This is a genomic window from Variovorax stachyos, from assembly GCF_051400855.1.
Lineage (GTDB): Bacteria > Pseudomonadota > Gammaproteobacteria > Burkholderiales > Burkholderiaceae_C > Variovorax.
This window is the reverse complement of sequence record NZ_JBLFFN010000016.1, coordinates 27918-45857: the sequence shown is the minus strand read 5'-3', so window position 1 is coordinate 45857 and position 17940 is coordinate 27918. Positions and strand designations below refer to the sequence as shown.

Sequence of the window (17940 nt, the reverse complement as noted above, 5' to 3'; positions counted from 1 at the left end):
GGCTTCGGCCGGTAAAATCGCCGGCTCTCAAAGAGAAGGACAAAAATGCGATTGCTTTCTGTGGTGCTCTCGGGAGGATCCGGCTCCAGGCTCTGGCCAGTTTCCAGGCAGGCGCTGCCGAAGCCCTTCATGAGGCTGGGCGGCTCCACCCTGCTGCAGCAGGCCATCGAGCGCGGACAGGCTTGCGGCACCGGCGACCTGATGGTCGTCACCAACAAGGACCACCAGTTCCTGACCAAGGACGTGCTGCGCCAGATGAGCGATCCGCCGTCGGCCACCTACCTGCTCGAGCCCAAGGGCCGCAACACGGCACCGGCGATTGCGCTGGCGGCCCTGCAGTGCGAGCGCCAGTTCAGCGGCGACACGGTGATGCTGGTGCTCTCGGCCGACCACCTGGTGCCCGACGTGGAAGCCTTCGTCGCCAGCGCGAGCGAGGCGTTCCGGCTGGCCCAGCAGGGCTCGCTGGTGCTGTTCGGCATCCCGCCGACGGTGCCGGAGACCGGATTCGGCTACGTGGAGGTGGAGCGGGTCTCGCGCGAGAGCCAGCCCATCAAGCGTTTCGTCGAGAAGCCGGACCTGGCCACCGCGGTCGAATACCTGGCGACCGGCCGCTACTACTGGAACAGCGGCATGTTCTGCTTCACCGCGGCCTCGATCATTTCGGCCCTGGAGAAGCATGCCCCCGAGGTGCTCGACGCGGCGCGCCACGCGCTGCAAGGCGCGCAGACCAAGGGCGACGCGATCAACTTCGACCTGCACGCCTTCGGCCTGCAGCCGGACATCAGCATCGACTACGCAGTGATGGAGCGCGCCGACAACGTGCGCGTGGTGCCCGCCAAGTTCGCCTGGAACGACGTGGGCTCGTGGCCGGCGGTCGCCCAGGCCCAGCCCGCCGATGCCAGCGGCAACACCTTTCCCGACGACCACGTGGTGGCGGTGGACACCACCGGCACCCACATCCAGGTCGAGAGCCACGGTCCCAAGATCGTCGCGGCCCTCGGCCTGCGCGACCTGGTGATCGTCGACACGCCCGACGCACTGCTGGTGGCCCACAAGGACAGCGCCCAGCAGGTCAGGAAGGTGGTGGACATCCTCAAGGCGCGCAGCCACGAGACGGTGCAGTTGCCCGCCGTGGTCCACCGCCCCTGGGGCACCTACGCCTCGCTCAAGGAAGAAGACGGCTACAAGGTCAAGCGCATCACGGTGAAGCCCGGCGAGGCGCTGTCGCTGCAGTACCACCACCAGCGCGCGGAGCACTGGGTCGTGGTGCAGGGCACGGCCATCGTCCAGATCGGCGAGGTGGAGCACAAGACCTTGCCCGGCGAATACCGCTATATCCCGCTCAAGGAGAAGCATCGCTTGACGAACATCGGACAGGATGAACTGGTTCTCATCGAAGTCCAGTGCGGTAGCTACCTTGGCGAGGACGACATCGTGCGCCTGGTAGACACCTACGGACGCGTATGAGCAGCACGGCCGCTCCCAAGGCAAACAGCACCGCCGAAGGCGGAGGTACTCCCGTGAGCCAGGCGCACTCCAATCTTCATCGCAGCGCGTGGTCCGACTGGTGGGAAGGTACCCGCCGCACCGACATCTGGTGGACGCTGGCCTGGTTCGACATCGTGCTGCGCTACCGCCGCTCGATGCTCGGGCCGCTGTGGCTGACCCTCAGCATGGGCGCCATGATCGGCGGCATGGGGCCGCTGTACAGCTCGCTGTTCGGCACCGAGCTGTCGAAGTTCTTCCCGCACCTCGCGCTGGGCATCATCTTCTGGAGCTTCTTCTCCAGCATGGTGACCGACGCCTGCAACGCCTTCATCGGCTCCAGCAACTACCTGAAGCAGGGCTATTTCCCGATCAGCCTGTTCGTCTGGCGCAGCATGGCGCGCAACCTGATCCAGTTCGCGCACCAGATCGTGCTCTACGTGCCGGTGGCGCTGTGGGCGGGCATCTCCCTGTCCTGGTCGGCGCTGCTCTTCATACCGGCCTTCCTGCTGCTGCTGATCAACGCCCAGGCCCTCGGGCTGGCGCTGGGCCTGGTCTGCACGCGTTTTCGCGACGTGACCCAGATCGTCACCAGCGTGATGCAGATGCTGATGTTCCTGACGCCGGTCTTCTGGCTTCCGGAGAGCCTCCCCGGCCGCGCGCAGTACATCCTGTACAACCCGTTCGCGCAGATGCTCGACTTGCTGCGCTCGCCCCTGATGGGCGGCGTGGCCGATCCTCACAACTGGTGGGGCATCGTCGGGTGGACGGTGGCGAGCGTGGTCGTGTCGGGCCTGCTCTTCGCGAAATACCGCCGCCGCGTCGTCTATTGGCTCTGAGAACACAATGGCTTTCATCTCCCTCAAGAACGTCTCTGTCAACTTCCCCATCTACGGCGCGGGCGCCGCATCGTTGAAGAAGACGCTGGCCGCCTCCGTCACCGGCGGCCGCTTCGGCAAGGAGACCGGCGTCAACGTGGTGCAGGCGCTGAGCAACATCAACCTGGAACTCAAGAGCGGTGATCGCCTGGGCCTAGTGGGCCACAACGGCGCGGGCAAGTCGACGCTGCTGCGCACGCTGGCGGGCGTCTACGAGCCTTCCGCGGGAGAGTTCGTCCGCCAGGGCACCGTCTCCAGCCTGATTGATCCGGCGCTCGGCATCGAGCACGATGCCACCGGCATCGAGAACATCATGCTGCGCGGACTGGTCATGGGCATGAGCAAGAAGCAGATCGACGCACTCACGCCCGAGATCTGCGAGTTCAGCGGGCTGGGCGAATACGTCAACATGCCGGTGCGCACCTATTCCACCGGCATGCTGATGCGGCTGGCCTTCTCGATCTCGACCAGCGTCCAGGCCGACATCCTGTTGATGGACGAGTGGCTCTCCGTGGGCGACGCCGAGTTCACCGAAAAGGCCGAGCAGCGGATGAAGGACGTGGTGGCCAAGTCCGGCATCCTGGTGCTGGCCTCGCACTCGTCCGACCTGATCGCGAAGGAGTGCAACCGGGTGATCCACCTGGAGCACGGACGGATCGTCGAACGGTCCTCGATCGAGCCTGTCAGCCTGCCGCTCGCCGCCGCAGCGATCTGATCTCTTCGAGGCGGGCGGCGATTCGCCGGCCTGCGGCGTCCAGGGACAGGTTGGCTTCGGCGCTCGCCTTGCCGCGCGCCCCCACCTCCCGCGCCCAGGCCTGGTTGTCGTAGACGCGGCGCATGAGCTGCGCCGCGTGCTCGACCGAGGGTTCAGCCCACTCCAGGTCCGCCTCGTAGGGCGGAATGGGCTTGTCCAACTTCACCAGCTCGTAGGGGACCAGCAGGCTGTTGTTGTCGTCCATGAAGTCCACGTTGCCGGAGAAGTTGGTGGCGATCACGGGCTTGCCCATGAGCATGGCTTCGGCCATCGTCAGGCCGAGGCCTTCGCTGCGGTGCAGGGAGACGTAGGCATCGCAGGCGTCCATGAGAGAGAGGACCTCGTCCGGACTCAGAACCTGGTCGATGATGATGATGTTGGCGTCGGCGGCGGCATTGCGCAGTTCCTGCATCTGCGCCGGATGGCGGTCGCCGAATGAGGTCTTGAGCACGAGCTGGGCGGAATCATCCTTCCCGAAGCCTTCCTTGAATGCACAGATCAGCCCCTTGGGGTTCTTGCGCTCCATCACGCTCATCATGTGAAAGGTGAAGAGGAAGGTGAATACACCTTCCTTCAACCCGAAGTAGCTCTTGCTGCGCGAGGTGTAGGGCGCCAGCTTGACCCCGGGAAACAAGGTCCGGACGGGAATGGAAAGCCTATCGCGCAGCCCTCGGGTGACGAATTCGGTGGCAGTCCACACCTCGTCGACCTTCTGGGCATGGCCCACCCACGAATCGGGGATGGTGTCGAACTCCCAGTACCAATAGCCGATCCGATAGGTACGAGGGTGGCGTTCGAACAGGTGCGCGCGACGATACGCCTCGTCGAAGAAGGGCTCCGGCTGGGTGTGCAGGACCGTGACGTCATGGACCTCCATGCCTCGGAAGTCGACATGATGAGGATCGTCCTTGGCATCGGTCCACACATCGCGCAGCGAGCTGGGCACCCCGACGCGTCCCATCGCCTCGACCATGGACTCGGCGGAGACGCGCAGGCCCGAGGCATAGCAGAAGTGGCCGATCATGTTGACCCCGGGCCGGACGAGCTCGCGAGCGACGGAGCCTGCATCGAGGCGGGCGCACCAGGCGCGGGCTGCGTCGGACAGGCCGGCTGCCGGCGACGCAAGCCAGTCGAGCAGCGCGCGTGCATGGCCTTCATCCGTCAGTGCATCGGGATGGGCCGCACGCCATGCGTCGCGCGCCCAGTACGCCATTCGGATCTGCGATGCCGGCTCGTCCCACTCCGGCCAAGTCGACGAATCGACCCAGTGGCCCGAGGCGCCGTATTCCGAAGCGAACCAGGCGCAGAAGGCTTCGCGCCCGAAGACCGTGAGGCCATCGGGATGCAGCTCCTGCCATGCCGGCGTGAAAGAATAGGCCAGCATCAGCTCGCGTGACGGGTTCTGCGCTGCCTGCAGAAAGAGCCACCAGAGCTCTTCACGCCGCGAACCGGGTTCGCCGGCGCTGTACCGCATGAGCCAGCGGAAAAGTCGCGGCATGCCAGCCAGGGTCAAGCCATGCGGCGACACGGGCGACACCATCTGGTCGGCGAGCAGCGACTGTCGCGCGCGATCGGCCATGCCGGCATCCAGCACGTCGAGCATCAGCTCCAACGCCACCCCGCCGAGGTGCAGTTCGGCCGCACCTTCGTTCTGCAGCCAGTGTGCGAAATCGGTCTGCCTGTCGCCTTCGAGCGCAAGCGGGTAGCGCGTCCGCAGGTCGCCACGCTTGCGCCACAGGTCGATCATGAAGCGCGCAGCCGACCAGCGGTCCGTTACGTCCTGGGGCGCGACGGGCGGCCACAGGATGCTGTCCAGCGGCAGCCCGGCGGCATTGCACACCGCCACATCGTCGAACAGATCGAGCGGCTCGACCGCAGGAACAGGGATTCCTCTCTCGCGCGACGCGAGCCGCATCCGCTCTGCATCGACCAGGAGGGCGAACTCGGTCGCGCGCGCCTGTGCTTCCGCACGCTGGCGCAGGAACTCCAGCCGCTCACCCATGCGCCAGGGGGTCGCAAGCCACCAGGCGCCCTTGGCGACACGCCTCGCATAGCGTCTCAAGATTTGTTCACCCATGCCGCTGGAGAAAGTCGCCGTACGCGTTCCTGAGGCCAACGTCGAGCGGTGTCCGGGCTTTCCATCCAAGGGAGCCAAGCCGCGCCACGTCCAGCAGCTTGCGAGGTGTCCCGTCCGGCTTGCTGGCGTCGAGCTTGAGCTCGCCCTCATAGCCGACCGTCGCTTTCACGAGTTCGGCGACCTCGCGGATAGTCACGTCTTCGCCCACGCCGATATTGATCAAGGGCGTCTCCTCCGGACCGGTGAGCTCGGCAAAGCGCTCCTCGGGGAGCTCCAGCAGGAACAGGATCGCTTCCCCGAGATCCGAGGAGTACATGAATTCCCTGCGCGGCGTGCCCGAGCCCCAGACCACCACCTCCGGGTCGCCCTTGATCTTGGCTTGATGGAAGCGGCGGATCAGCGCCGGCAGCACATGCGAGTGCTCGGGGTGGTAGTTGTCGCCGGGACCGTACATGTTGGTGGGCATGGCGGCCAGGTAGCGCGTGCCGTACTGGCGATTGAACGCCCAGCACGATTCGACCCCGGCGATCTTGGCCAGCGCGTAGGGGCGATTGGTGGCCTCCAGCGGGCCGGTCAGGAGGTAGTCCTCCCTGATGGGCTGCGGGCAGTCGCGCGGGTAGATGCACGAGGAGCCGAGGAAGATCATCCGATCGATGCCGGCCTCGTGGGCCGCGTCGAAGACGTTCAGCTGGATGCGCAGGTTGTTGTGCAGGAAGTCGACCGGGAAATTCGAGTTGGCGAGGATGCCGCCTACCTTGGCCGCGCACATCACGACGTGGTCGGGGCGATGCTCCAGGAAGAACGCCCGGGTGGCGTCACGGTCCTCGAGGTCCAGCTCGGCATGCGTGCGCGTGAGCACCTCGTAGTCAGGCCGACCGCTCAGCGCCTGCAGGGTGGCGGTGCCGACAAGGCCTCTATGGCCGGCAACAAAAACTTTCTTCTTTTCCATCGTGGATCTCATGAACTTCGCGGCGGATGCTGTGAAGCGTAGCGCATCGCCACGATCAACGGCCCAGCAGCTGACGGGCGAGCCGGATCATGGGGTGCCAGATGACGCGCGTGGACCGGAAGAACGCATGGCGTTGAGAAAAGGCGCGCAAACGGGCGATCGGCGATGCCGCGGGCGGTGTGGCAGGCGGGGGATCAGCGGGCGCATCCATCGCGAACGCATGCTGGTAGCGCCCGACATATAGCGCTTCGCTCGGCGTGAGAATGAAGCGCACGAGCTCCTCCTCGGCGGCCTCCCACGCCGCCCGGCCGGCGATCGTGCTTTCCCTGGCGTGCTCGCCCAGCCGGGCTACCTCTGAGAAATCGAGGGGCTGCGGATTGTGGATGTCGAACAGGAGGCCGTTGACACCCGGCAGGATGTATTCGTTCATCGTGCCATGGTTGGGCGCCACGACGCACTGGCCCCGACCCATGGCCTCCAGGAAGGATTGGCCGATCCCCTCCTCCGCGCGCGGCGCGAAATAGACGTTGGCTCGGTCCATCACCGCATGAAGATCCGCCCTGTGCTCGAACCACGTGGAAGTCGTGATGCGATGCCGTGCGATGTCTTCTGCCGACGGCAATTGAGGCGCCGGCGTGCCTGGATCGGTCGCGAGGTGGAGGTGAAAGCTATCGAAGCGCACGCCTTCGATGAGCTGGCGAATGGTCTTCCAGGGCAGCTGCAATTCCCGGCGCAGCCAGAAGAAGCCATGCAGGCCTTCGCGCGCGGCGGCGGGAGAAGCAGCGACGGGCTGGTAGTACCGGACGAAGTGGCTCGCGATGCCGAAGGCAGTCGTCATGGACTGCAGCGCGTTCGAGAAGTTGAGCACCTTCGAGCCCTGGAACGGCTCCCAGAAGGCCGACAGGTTGTAGAGCGGCCCTTGCCACAGGCCGAACTGGTCGAGCATCGGGATGTATACGACGTTCGGATGGGATTGCCTGAAGTAGCTTGCGTCCGGCCGACAAAACGACTGGAACATGATTACCACGTCGTGCGAGGCGACATCGCTCCAGGCGACCGGTTTGCCGCCCTGCCAGGCGTCGTCCCAGAAATGATCGACGACGTGCCCGCGACGTTCCAGGATCTCCGGCAGGAATTCGGTCGAGCGTGTGCTTCGGTGGAACGAGTGATCGATGTAGGCAATTCGCGCCACGTGGTTCATCCTCGAAGGCGCCGGTAGCCGCGAGCGGCGGCGCCGTAGAGGCCGGGGTACTTGTAGAGGATGCTTTTGGCGAGTTCCTTGACCGAACGCCTGAAGGTCGGCACGGCCGGCGCCTCCACGGCCGGTGCCGGCTGAGGAGCGGCCGCGTCGACGGGGTGTTGCAAGGTCGCCATCGCAGCCCAGCCGAGCGCACTGAGGAAATCAGGCCTGCTCTCATGGGCCGCAAACAGCCTGCGCAGGAACAGTGTGTGATTGCTCGGACGGCCGCCCTGCTCCGCAGAAAAAGCTCCGGTGAACACGAAGAAGCTGTGATAGAGGCCGCTGACCTCGACGGGCGAAAGAAAGTCGAAGCGCTCGCTCACAATGCGCATGCAATCGATGCTGTGCTGTCGCTGGTCGCTCGATGTACCTCCCAACGAATAGTTGACGGTCGCCTCCTTGGTGTAGACGAACTTCGAGCCCGATTCCAGGCAGGTCATGATCCACTTGAAATCCGCGGCGATCTTGTAGGAGCTGTCGTAGGGGCCGGAGCGCTCGTAGGCAGCGCGGGTGGCATAAATGCCGTTGTGGCAATCGTTGGCACAAATGAAATAGCTGCCCGGATGAACGAACGCGGGATGCCATTCGTGGAGGATGTCGCCATCGCGCACCAAGGCGGCCGTCATCAGCAGCGCCGCCTCGTCGTACATGCCATGCATGCGGCGCACGGCAATCTCGGCGGCGTGTGGCTCGAGCCAGTCATCGGAATTCAGAACGCAGATCAGCTGCCCCCTGGCGAGCGGGACCGCCTTGTTGACCGCGTCGTACAAGCCGGCGTCCGGCTCGGACACGTAGTAGTCGAGGCGATCGCCGTGCTGCAGGATGACGTCCAGCGTCCCGTCGGTCGAGGCACCATCCAGCACGATGTGCTCGACGTTTCCGTAAGTCTGGCGCTGAACGCTTTCGATGGTGCGTGCCAGCGTGGCCTTGTTGTTGCGAACCACCGTGACGTAGCTGACGAGCGGCATGTCCGGCGTGCCGGATTTCAGTTGCCCATGCGCGCGCAAACCGCCCTCCGGGCGCTTGGCGGGCGTGCCGGCCGAGGTCGGCAGGCGATCCGACCACTGTGGCCAGGCAAGGTTTGCGCGCTTCGACAGCGGTGCGCCATGCGCGGCAAAACTGGGGCCCAGGCTTCCGTTCCTGTAGCCGAAAAAGCTGGCCTCGGGCATGCTGTCGACGCTGACGGCAGCCAATCCTTCCGGCGTTGCCGGAAGCATCTCGGGCCGGCGCTTCAGGTACGCGGGCCGGGCGGCATGTCGTTCGTAAGCGGTAGCCAGGGTGTCCATGACGATGTCGGCGCAGCGATCCCAGCTGAAGAGCGAGGCCCTTTGCATTCCTCTGCGAGAAAGCTCCCCCCTCAATTCACCCGAATCCGAGACCCTTTGGACAGCCTGCACGACACCTTGCACATCGTCGGCGTCCAGCATCACACCCGCATCACCTACGACTTCCGGGAGCGACGAATTGTCAGCGCAGATCACAGGCGTTCCGCAAGCCATGGCCTCCAGGGGGGGTAGGCCAAATCCTTCGTAACGCGACAAATAGATGAAGCAAAGTGCATCGCTGTAGAGAGCGGACAGGTCCTCATCGGCCACGAAGCCCGTCAGAACGATGCGATCGCGCCATCGGCCCGCCGCTGCCAGGGCGGCATCGAGCTTCTCCAGCTTCCAGCCGGACATGCCGGCCAGCACCAGGCGCATCTGACTTGCTTCGTCCTGATCCAGGTATTGGACGAAGGCGTTCACCACCTGGTCCAGGTTCTTCCGGATCTCCAGCGTCGCGAGGCTCAGCACATACGGCACATCGGCGGGAATGCCGTACTTCGCGCGCATGGAAGACCGCGCCTGCGCATCGCCGCAGGGCTTGAAACGCGAGCCGGCGGCCAGTGGAATCAGCGTGATCTGTCCCGGACTGAGTTCAGGGCGATAGGCCAGCAACTCCTTCTTCGTGTACTCGGAATTCACGAAGATCACGGTGCGCTCGTCGAGGCTCTCGATGATGGCCCGAACTTCCGCGGAGGCCTCCTGGCTGAAGTACTCGGGCCGATGGATGGCGATCAGGTCATGAATGATGTGCGCCTGCAGCACATGGTCGTCGTGGAGCCATTCGCGGGGGGCGACCCCGAAAGGCGAGAGCAGGATGTCCGCACCTGCCGAGGGGACCGAAAGGCTGCTGTCGAGCACGATGCCCGGCAGCTTGTGTGCAGCGATGTACGCGTCGGCCTTCGCTTCGTCGCCACGCCTGACAAGCAGGCGGGGGCTGAACCGCTCGGAAGCTGCCAGCCGCCCGTAGAGCTCGTCACAGACGCGATAGACGCCGGTCTTCACGCCCTGCGCGAGCACATACATGTCCAGCGCCAGGCGTGGTGTCATTTCACTCATCATCGAAAAAGTCCAAGCCAACGTGCGGGGCGGGCGAACGATGATGTCCGCACGCTGCACGCACCTCCCACTGCGACGCATCCGATTGGGACACAAGGCACAGCACAATCCGGGCCTCTTGCCCGGCGTTCAAAAGAAAATTACCGGAAGAAATGTATCGACCGGTACGAGGCGCGGACGCTGGCTCCGGCACGGACGCCGATGCTTCGTCTTCTGAGCATTGACGTACTGGATTGACGACGCGTTGCTTTGTTCATCGCCGTCCAGACACCATGCCGCCTCTTCGGCACTCGGGGGATTTTAAGGGGGCGCGAAGCCCCGCCCGGTTCGGGAGCGGCGGCCGGCGAAAGGAGCGGCCAGGGCTTTAGGGCAAAATCCCCCGGTTCAGCGCCATGCGGATGGCGCTCTTGAATCTATTGGAAGGACCTCATGAAGAAGCGTGCTGTAGTCACGGGCATCACCGGCCAGGATGGCGCTTATCTCGCCGAACTCTTGCTGACCAAGGGCTATGTTGTGTACGGCACGTATCGTCGGACCAGCTCCGTCAACTTCTGGCGCATCGAGGAGCTTGGCATCCAGGATCATCCGGACCTGCACTTGATCGAATACGACCTGACTGACCTCGGCAGCTCGATGACCCTGATGAAGGAAGCGGCTCCCGATGAGGTCTACAACCTGGCCGCGCAGAGCTTCGTCGGCGTGAGCTTCAACCAACCCGACGCCACCGCCCAGATCACGGCGATGGGCGCCTTGCACCTGCTCGAAGCCATTCGGCTCACCAACCCGAAAATCCGCTTCTATCAAGCCTCCACCTCCGAGATGTTCGGCAAGGTGCAGGCCATCCCCCAGGTGGAGGAGACCCCCTTCTACCCCCGCAGCCCCTACGGCGTTGCCAAGCTCTTCGCCCACTGGATGACGATCAACTACCGCGAGAGCTACGACATCTTCGGCTGCAGCGGCATCCTCTTCAACCACGAAAGCCCCCTGCGCGGCCGCGAATTCGTGACGCGCAAGATCACGGATGGGGTGGCGAAGATCAAGCTGGGCAAGTCCAGCGTGCTCGAGCTCGGCAATCTCGGCGCCAAGCGCGACTGGGGCTTTGCCAAGGAGTACGTCGAGGGCATGTGGATGATGCTCCAGGCCAAGGAGCCGGACAGCTTCGTGCTGGCGACCAATCGGACCGAGACAGTGCGGGAATTCGTCGACATGGCGTTCAAGGCAGCGGGCTATGAGCTGCGCTTCGAGGGCGACGAGCAGAACGAGGTCGGCATCGACGTGAAAAGCGGGAAGACGCTGGTACGGGTGAACCCCAAGTACTACCGACCGGCGGAAGTCGATCTCTTGATCGGCAATCCGGCACGGGCAAAGGAGAAACTGGGCTGGGAGCCGACGACTACGCTGGAGGAGCTGTGCACGATGATGGTGGAGGCGGATCTGCGTCGGAATGCGGAGGGGCGCTCTTTCTAGAGCCGGCTTCCGGGGAGCCACTCCCACTGCGAGACGAGTCGTTGGCGATCCGATCGTACGGCCCCGCGTCTCTTCGACCAAGAGCGCCGATGCAGCGATCCGGCATGTCCCGAAAACAGCGGAACCACCAACGACCGATTCGATGAACGAGGCAGAAAGCAAAGGCCCCAGCATCCGCACCGCGATGCTCATCCATGCGCGCCGAAAGGCGACGCAGGAGGAGCCAATGCCGATCCAGGACGCTCAGCCGACGTTCGCGGCCGAGGTGCAGCCCCCAGCTGCACAGCCCGCAGCACCGAGCTTTCGCCAAGCGGTCAAGCGCCGGTTGCGCCCGATTGCAGGCGCGGCGTACCGTGCCCTCAAGCCGGTGCTGCGGCCGGTTGCCTTTCGGCTGAAGGCGTATTTCCTCGCGCCGCTTCAGGCGCAACTGCAAGCCCAGTTGCAAACCCAGACGCAAAGCGCCGAGCAGGCGGCGCACTCACGGCATCAACAGCTCCTGCATGAACTGCAGGCACTTCGCAACGACATTACCCAAGGGTTTCAACGGCAGCGAGACGAGCATGCCCAGATCGGCCTCGACATGCTGCAGGAACTGCACCTCGCAAGAGATTCGCTCGAAGGCACGATCATCTCGGCGCAGCCCGACCTCACGCGGCTGGAGGTTCCCCGGGATCAGCTCGAACGCATCGAACACTACGCCTTTGCCTCTGCCCGGCGTGTGGCCGTCACTGGGGACTCCGGTGAGGTGCTCGTGCGCACATCAGTGGGCTACGTGCTCTGCGCCGCCTCGGACTACCCGTTGCTGGCGACGCTCATCGATGTCGGCGAGCTGGAGGCTGGCACTCGACAGCTCATCCAGAGACTGGTGCGGCCCGGACAGACCTTCATCGACGTCGGGGCCAACGTCGGCATGCACACGCTCGCCGCTGCATCGGTCATGAACGGGCGTGGCCGCATCGTGGCCTTCGAGCCGCATCCGGTGACACATGCGCTGTTGCGCAAATCGCTGCTGATCAACGGATTCGCGGCCCTTGCCGAGACGCACCAAGCCGCAGCCTCGAACCGGACGGGACGCATGCCCCTGCACCTCGGAGCGACCAGCGGTCATCACTCGCTCTATCCGCTGGAGGGAGAGGCGCCCACGGCAGCCACTGTCGAGGTGCCGCTGGTCAGGCTGGACGACATGATCGAAGGCAACACCCCTGTCGATCTCATCAAGATCGATGTGGAAGGCGCAGAACTCGAGGTGCTCGAGGGTGCGATCGCCACGATCGGGCGCAATCCGGATGTCGCACTGATCGCCGAATTCGGCATTTCGCATCTTCGCCGCACAGGCACGTCGAGCCGGGACTGGCTCGAAGCGTTCGAGAAGTTCGGGTTTGCGTTTCAGGCTATCGAGCCCTCGACGGGCGCACTGCTCGACTGGAATGTCGCTCAACTCGAATCGGTCGATTCCATCAATCTGCTGTTCGCTCGTCCGGCCTCGAAGGCGTGGGAGCGGGCGGGGGGTCGCGCATGACGCCAGATGCGGATGTGATCGTTCTCGGCTCGAGCGGCCATGCCAAGGTTTGCATCGAGCTTCTTCGAGCCGGCGGCTCGTCCGTGGCCTACTGCATCGGCGCCCCCGGCAGCGGCGAAACTTGCCTCGGCGTGCCCGTCCTGCATGGAGACGAGCACTTGAAGAGCCTGCGCGCCCGCGGATACGAGCGCGTGTTCGTTGCCATCGGTGCCAACGCGCTGCGGCAGCGGCTCGCCGCCTTCGCTACGGATCTCGGCTTCCACCTCGTCAACGCGATCAGCCCACAAGCCTCGGTGTCGCCGACCACCCGCATGGGATCGGGCGTCGCGGTGATGGCCGGGGCCGTGATCAACGCAGACTGCACGATCGGCGACCTCGCCATCATCAACACGCTCGCGAGCATCGACCACGACGGACGAATCGGCAATGCCGCCCATGTCGCCCCGCACTGCGGCTTGGCCGGCAACGTGACGCTCGGGGAGCGCAGCTTCCTTGGCATCGGGAGCAAGGTGATTCCAGAGATCACCATCGGCGCAGACGTGATGGCCGCGGCGGGTTCCGTGATCGTCACCGATATCGCAACCAACTCCAGAATCGCCGGCGTACCGGCCAAGACAATGCACAGAAGGACGTAGACAAATGAACCGCATCTCGGTAGCTCAACCCAAGCTCGCAGGCAATGAGAAAAAGTACGTCCTCGATTGCCTCGACACGAACTGGATCTCGTCGAACGGCAAGTACATCCCCGCCTTCGAGGAATCGTTCGCGAGGTTCTGCGGTGTCAAGCATGCCGTCGCCGCCAACAACGGGACGACCGCTCTTCATCTGGCACTGGTGGCCCTGGGCCTCCAGCCCGGCGACGAAGTGATCATCCCGACGGTCACCTACATCGCCACGGCGAATGCCGTGCGCTACTGCGGAGCGGTTCCTGTCCTGGTGGATGTCTGCGCAGACACGATGAATATCGATCCCGCCGACATCGAGCGCAGGATCACCCCGCGCACGCGCGGCATCATCCCGGTGCATCTCTACGGTCATCCTGCCGACATGGACGCCCTGGCGCCGATCGCCAAGCGACACGGCCTCTGGGTGCTCGAGGATGCGGCCGAGGCCCACGGTGCAGAGGTGTCTGGCCGGCGCGCGGGTGCGATGGGCGATTGCGCGACCTTCAGCTTCTTCGGCAACAAGATCGTGACGACCGGCGAAGGCGGCATGGTTACAACGAATGACGACGAGCTCGCCAAGCGCCTGCGCCTCTATCGCGGGCAGGGCGTCGACCCGGAGCGCCGCTACTGGTTTCCGGTGGTGGGCTACAACTATCGAATGACCAACATCCAGGCTGCGATCGGCCTCGCGCAGATGGAAACGGTCGATGCCGCGCTCGCGGAGCGCCAGGCATTGGCCCGGCTCTATGACGAAGCCCTCGCGCCCCTGCACAACGCACTCGTGCTGCCGAGCGTACGGCCGGGAGCGCACCATGTTTTCTGGATGTACACGGTGTTCCTGCGCGAAGGTGACGAGGCTCGGCGCGATGTCGTGATGAAGTCGCTGGACGCCGATGGCATCGAGACACGCCCTGTCTTCTATCCGATGCATGTCCTGCCGCCCTACCGCGAGTCCAACTCCTACCCCGTCGCGGACGAATGGGCGCAGCGCGGCATCAACCTGCCCACCCACCAGTATCTGACACCGGCGGACATCGGCCGTATCGCTGCGAGCCTCGAGCGTGCGCTGGCGCGATGAAGATCGCGCTCTGTTCGTCCTTCGTTCCTTTCGTGAACGGGGGCTACAGGAACATCGTCGAGTGGCTCGAAGAAGCCCTGATCGAAGCCGGCCATGAGGTCGAGCGCATCTACCTGCCTGAGGTGGACGCGCCCGACATCCTGTTTCGCCAGATGGCCGCTTTTCGTTTCGTCGACCTCTCTGCCGCGGATCGCATCATCTGTTTCCGGCCGCAGGCACACCTGATCCCCCATCCGAACAAGGTCGTGTGGTTCATCCATCACCTCCGCAGCTTCTACGACCTCTGGGACAACCCGACCTACCGCGGCTTTCCGGACGACGCGAAGCATCGCGGCATCCGCGATGCGCTGAGGGCTGCAGACACGGCCGCGCTCAAGGAGGCCACGCACGTGTTCGCCAATTCGCGCGTTGTGAGCGAGAGGCTTTCGCGTTTCAACGGCATCGAGAGCGAGCCACTGTTTCCGCCGGTCCATCGGCCGGAGCGCTTTCGATTCCGATCGATGAACGACGAGATCGTCTGCATCTGCCGCCTCGAGCATCACAAGCGTCAGCATCTGCTCGTCGAGGCATTGAAGCACTGTCGCTCGGGCGTGCGGCTTCGGCTGTGCGGCATCAGCGCGGGCACTGGCTATTCGTCCGCTGTCGCCCAGATGGCGGCAGACTGGGGTGTCGCTGATCGCGTGACGATCGACGATCGCTGGATCACCGAGGACGAAAAGGCCGACCTCCTCGCCGACTGTCTCGCCGCCGCCTATCTCCCTCTGGACGAAGACTCATATGGCTATCCGACGATCGAGGCTGCCCATGCGAACAAGCCGGTACTCACGGCGAGCGACGCCGGCGGGGTGCTCGAGTTCGTGACGCATGGCGTCAACGGGCTCGTCGCCGAGCCTGACGCTGTTGGGGTCGCGCGCGCCATGGACCAGCTCTTCGAAGATCGTGCCGCGACCCGGCGGCTCGGCGAGGCGGCCACGGCGCGGATTGCGGAAATGAACATCAGCTGGGCTCATGTGCTCGAGAGACTGCTCGCATGAAGGTGCTCGTCGTCAACAACATGGCGCCTTTCGTGCGCGGGGGCGCAGAGCTGCTCGCCGAGCACCTGCTCAAGCACCTCGAGATCGCCGGACATCAAGCCGAGCTGCTTCGGGTGCCCTTCCAGTGGGAGCCCGCGAGCCGTATTCCCTCACAGATGCTGATGGCGCGCGCCCTCGAGCTCTGGAACGTCGACCACGTCATCGCACTCAAGTTCCCGGCCTACCTGATTCAGCATCCGAGCAAGACGATCTGGCTGGTTCACCAGTACAGGCAAGCGTACGATCTCTACGATGCGGGGCACAGCAACCTGCCCGCGGGACAGGGCGGCGCGGATATCCGCCACCTCATCAAGAATGCGGATGACCAGTGCTTCCGCGGCGCGCGGCGCCTCTTCGCCATCTCCGACGTGACCCAGGAGCGGCTTGCGCGCTACAACGGCCTCCACGCCGACATCCTTCGGGCACCCATCAACGACCCCGAACGCTTCACGGGTGGCCCCTCCCAGGGCTACATCTTTGCGGGCGGACGCATCAATGCCGCCAAGCGGCAGCATCTTCTGGTCGAAGCCATGGCCTACGCCTCGAAAGATGTTCGGCTTGTGGTCGGTGGCCCGCCGGATACGGCTGCGGACGCGCGCCTGTTGCAGGAAACGGTGGAGCGCCTCGGCCTGCAGAATCGTGTGCGCCTCGAGCTCCGTTTTCTCGATCGGCAGGAATACGCGGATTTCATCAACGGCGCGCTCGCGGTCGCCTCCCTCCCTTTCGATGAGGAATCCTTCAGCTATGTCGCAATGGAAGCCGCCACTGCCGGAAAGGCGCTGCTGAGCACAACCGACAGCGGCGGCGTGCTCGGGCTAGCGAAGCATGGCGATACCGGATGGGTCGCCGAACCCAGCGCCCAGGCGCTCGCTGAAGCGATGAGCGCCGCCTGGGACGATGCTGGGCAGACGCAGGCGCTCGGAGCCGCGGCGAAATCGCTGTGGGAAAGTCACCAGATCAACTGGCCCGCGACGGTCGCGGCCTTGATGTCATGAAGATCGTCCTGTTCAGCCCGCTGGCCAACACCTCCGCGATCGGCCGGGTGAGCGCACTGATCGTGCCCGCACTTATCGAGCTTGGCCACGCGGTAACGCTGGTGCGCACGGAGAAGACGCATATTCTTTCGGCAACCCCGCACGCCTGCCCTGCGCCGCTCGTGGATTGGACCGATGAGCCCAAGGTCGAAGAGGCTGTGCGGGATGCCGATGCGCTGGTCTACCAGATTGGCAACAGCTACGACTTCCATTGCGGCGGCTTGCACTGGCTGGCGCGGCGGCCCGGCATCGTGTGCCTGCATGACTTTGTGGTGGCGCACTTGTTCGCTGGATGGGCCGAGACGCGGCGCCAGGAAGCGGACGAGGTGCTGCACAGCTGGTATGGCGAAGCCGTGGCTCGCTCCTTCTACGCTGCTCGCGATCACCGCGAGTTCATCGACACAGCGAGCCGGGACCATCCGATGACGGAGTGGATCTCTGCGATGGCGCATGGGGTGATCTCGCACAGCCACTGGGGAATGCCGCGCGTGCTGCGAGCGAGTGCGTGGCCTGCTCGCGTGGTTGCTCTGCCCTACAACGCGCCGGCCGCCCGACCCGCGGCCGATGTAGCCAACGACAAGAGCAGGGTGAGGATTCTCACGGTCGGTCACGCCAACCCGAACAAGCGCATCGAGAGCGTCATCCGCGCCATTGGCGAGAGCAGCTATCTCCGCGACCGTGTCGAGTACCGTCTCTGCGGCCACATCGATCCGCGCTACGCGCTGGAGCTCGCACGTGCCGCCCGGGCGGTCGGCCTTCGCCTGCAGATCTCTGGCGAGATCGACGACCTTGGACTGCAGTCGGCCATGAACGAGGCGGACATCGTCTGCTGCCTGCGGTGGCCTAGCTTGGAAGCAGCATCCGCCACCGCCATTGAGGGCATGCTCTACGGCAAGGCGCTGGTGGTGACCGATACGGGCTTCTACAGCGAGTTGCCCGATGACTGCGTCTGCAAGATCTCGATGGCAGACGAAATCGGTGCCTTGCGCCTTGCGCTAGAGAGATTAGCCACCGACTCCTCCGCGCGTTACGCCATTGCCGCGCGGGCCCAGCAATGGGCTCAAGCCACCTTCAGTGCTCGCAACTACGCAACTCATCTCGTGGAGTTGGCGTTACTCGCGCGAAAGGCCGAGCCAATGCTTGCCACTGTCGAGACAATCGCGCGGTACTTGAGTGGATGGGGCGCTTCGACTGCGTTGATGGCGGCGGATGAGATCGCCGGTCCGCTGGGGATCTTCGAAGGAGGAACCGGGGCCTGTGACATCCACGACATGCACAGGCTTGATGCTGCCAACGCACACGAACGAGGCAATCATTCATGCACCTCTGATGGGTAAACT

The 17940-nt window shown here is 64.5% G+C and carries 14 protein-coding genes; 10 read left to right on the top strand and 4 right to left on the bottom strand.

Features of this window, described 5'->3' with window-relative positions; all coding sequences use genetic code 11:
- Positions 1-45: 45 nt before the first annotated feature.
- From ACMGEZ_RS23190 to ACMGEZ_RS23180, 3 genes are read left to right on the top strand one after another with little or no spacing between them, the layout of a single operon-like run.
- Positions 46-1467: a mannose-1-phosphate guanylyltransferase/mannose-6-phosphate isomerase gene (locus ACMGEZ_RS23190; protein WP_436824637.1), complete on the top strand. Its 1422-nt coding sequence runs from the start codon at positions 46-48 to the stop codon at positions 1465-1467.
- Positions 1468-1520: 53 nt separating this feature from the next.
- Positions 1521-2324 (top strand): ABC transporter permease, encoded by an 804-nt coding sequence (locus tag ACMGEZ_RS23185; RefSeq protein ID WP_436824636.1) that lies wholly within the window; start codon positions 1521-1523, stop codon positions 2322-2324.
- 7 nt (positions 2325-2331) lie between these two features.
- On the top strand, positions 2332-3078 hold the full coding sequence (locus tag ACMGEZ_RS23180; protein WP_436824635.1) for an ABC transporter ATP-binding protein: 747 nt from the start codon (positions 2332-2334) through the stop codon (positions 3076-3078).
- Here ACMGEZ_RS23180 and ACMGEZ_RS23175 read toward each other — a convergent pair.
- From ACMGEZ_RS23175 to ACMGEZ_RS23160, 4 genes are read right to left on the bottom strand one after another with little or no spacing between them, the layout of a single operon-like run.
- Positions 3047-5179, bottom strand: coding sequence for a glycosyltransferase (locus tag ACMGEZ_RS23175; RefSeq protein ID WP_436824634.1), 2133 nt, complete (start codon positions 5177-5179; stop codon positions 3047-3049). The two genes, ACMGEZ_RS23180 and ACMGEZ_RS23175, sit on opposite strands and share 32 nt — an antisense overlap.
- A gap of 7 nt (positions 5180-5186) precedes the next feature.
- Positions 5187-6143 (bottom strand): GDP-L-fucose synthase family protein, encoded by a 957-nt coding sequence (locus ACMGEZ_RS23170; protein WP_436824633.1) that lies wholly within the window; start codon positions 6141-6143, stop codon positions 5187-5189.
- Between the two features lie 55 nt (positions 6144-6198).
- Positions 6199-7344, bottom strand: a complete 1146-nt coding sequence (locus ACMGEZ_RS23165; RefSeq protein WP_436824632.1) for a glycosyltransferase — start codon at positions 7342-7344, stop codon at positions 6199-6201.
- The gene (locus ACMGEZ_RS23160) at positions 7341-9755 is read right to left on the bottom strand and encodes a glycosyltransferase (RefSeq protein WP_436824631.1); all 2415 of its coding nucleotides are present in this window, start codon (positions 9753-9755) and stop codon (positions 7341-7343) included. Before ACMGEZ_RS23160 ends, ACMGEZ_RS23165 begins: the two co-directional genes overlap by 4 nt.
- A 438-nt stretch (positions 9756-10193) precedes the next feature.
- Here ACMGEZ_RS23160 and gmd point away from each other — a divergent pair, with 438 nt between their 5' ends.
- The 7 genes from gmd to ACMGEZ_RS23125 all read left to right on the top strand — a co-directional run bounded on the left by gmd (position 10194) and on the right by ACMGEZ_RS23125 (position 17937).
- Positions 10194-11231: a GDP-mannose 4,6-dehydratase gene (gene gmd, locus ACMGEZ_RS23155; RefSeq protein ID WP_436824630.1), complete on the top strand. Its 1038-nt coding sequence runs from the start codon at positions 10194-10196 to the stop codon at positions 11229-11231.
- A 142-nt stretch (positions 11232-11373) separates the two neighbouring features.
- Positions 11374-12750, top strand: coding sequence for an FkbM family methyltransferase (locus ACMGEZ_RS23150; RefSeq protein ID WP_436824629.1), 1377 nt, complete (start codon positions 11374-11376; stop codon positions 12748-12750).
- A complete protein-coding gene (locus tag ACMGEZ_RS23145; RefSeq protein ID WP_436824628.1) occupies positions 12747-13385 on the top strand; it encodes an acetyltransferase in 639 nt (212 codons plus the stop codon). The genes ACMGEZ_RS23150 and ACMGEZ_RS23145 overlap by 4 nt, the downstream gene beginning before the upstream one ends.
- A 4-nt stretch (positions 13386-13389) precedes the next feature.
- Positions 13390-14493, top strand: a complete 1104-nt coding sequence (locus ACMGEZ_RS23140; protein ID WP_436824627.1) for a DegT/DnrJ/EryC1/StrS family aminotransferase — start codon at positions 13390-13392, stop codon at positions 14491-14493.
- Positions 14490-15527, top strand: coding sequence for a glycosyltransferase family 4 protein (locus ACMGEZ_RS23135; protein ID WP_436824626.1), 1038 nt, complete (start codon positions 14490-14492; stop codon positions 15525-15527). The genes ACMGEZ_RS23140 and ACMGEZ_RS23135 overlap by 4 nt, the downstream gene beginning before the upstream one ends.
- Entirely contained in the window at positions 15524-16561 is a 1038-nt protein-coding gene (locus ACMGEZ_RS23130; RefSeq protein ID WP_436824625.1) for a glycosyltransferase family 4 protein, read from the top strand. Before ACMGEZ_RS23135 ends, ACMGEZ_RS23130 begins: the two co-directional genes overlap by 4 nt.
- A complete protein-coding gene (locus ACMGEZ_RS23125; protein ID WP_436824624.1) occupies positions 16558-17937 on the top strand; it encodes a glycosyltransferase in 1380 nt (459 codons plus the stop codon). The genes ACMGEZ_RS23130 and ACMGEZ_RS23125 overlap by 4 nt, the downstream gene beginning before the upstream one ends.
- Positions 17938-17940 lie beyond the last annotated feature (3 nt).

Excerpts from the sequence above, each read along its gene's own strand:
- ACMGEZ_RS23190 (WP_436824637.1), top strand. The coding sequence starts at position 46 with ATGCGATTGCTTTCTGTGGTGCTCTCGGGAGGATCCGGCTCCAGGCTC.
- ACMGEZ_RS23180 (WP_436824635.1), top strand. The coding sequence starts at position 2,332 with ATGGCTTTCATCTCCCTCAAGAACGTCTCTGTCAACTTCCCCATCTAC.
- ACMGEZ_RS23170 (WP_436824633.1), bottom strand. The coding sequence starts at position 6,143 with ATGGAAAAGAAGAAAGTTTTTGTTGCCGGCCATAGAGGCCTTGTCGGC.
- ACMGEZ_RS23165 (WP_436824632.1), bottom strand. The coding sequence starts at position 7,344 with ATGAACCACGTGGCGCGAATTGCCTACATCGATCACTCGTTCCACCGA.
- ACMGEZ_RS23160 (WP_436824631.1), bottom strand. The coding sequence starts at position 9,755 with ATGACACCACGCCTGGCGCTGGACATGTATGTGCTCGCGCAGGGCGTG.
- gmd (WP_436824630.1), top strand. The coding sequence starts at position 10,194 with ATGAAGAAGCGTGCTGTAGTCACGGGCATCACCGGCCAGGATGGCGCT.
- ACMGEZ_RS23150 (WP_436824629.1), top strand. The coding sequence starts at position 11,374 with ATGAACGAGGCAGAAAGCAAAGGCCCCAGCATCCGCACCGCGATGCTC.
- ACMGEZ_RS23145 (WP_436824628.1), top strand. The coding sequence starts at position 12,747 with ATGACGCCAGATGCGGATGTGATCGTTCTCGGCTCGAGCGGCCATGCC.
- ACMGEZ_RS23140 (WP_436824627.1), top strand. The coding sequence starts at position 13,390 with ATGAACCGCATCTCGGTAGCTCAACCCAAGCTCGCAGGCAATGAGAAA.
- ACMGEZ_RS23135 (WP_436824626.1), top strand. The coding sequence starts at position 14,490 with ATGAAGATCGCGCTCTGTTCGTCCTTCGTTCCTTTCGTGAACGGGGGC.
- ACMGEZ_RS23130 (WP_436824625.1), top strand. The coding sequence starts at position 15,524 with ATGAAGGTGCTCGTCGTCAACAACATGGCGCCTTTCGTGCGCGGGGGC.
- ACMGEZ_RS23125 (WP_436824624.1), top strand. The coding sequence starts at position 16,558 with ATGAAGATCGTCCTGTTCAGCCCGCTGGCCAACACCTCCGCGATCGGC.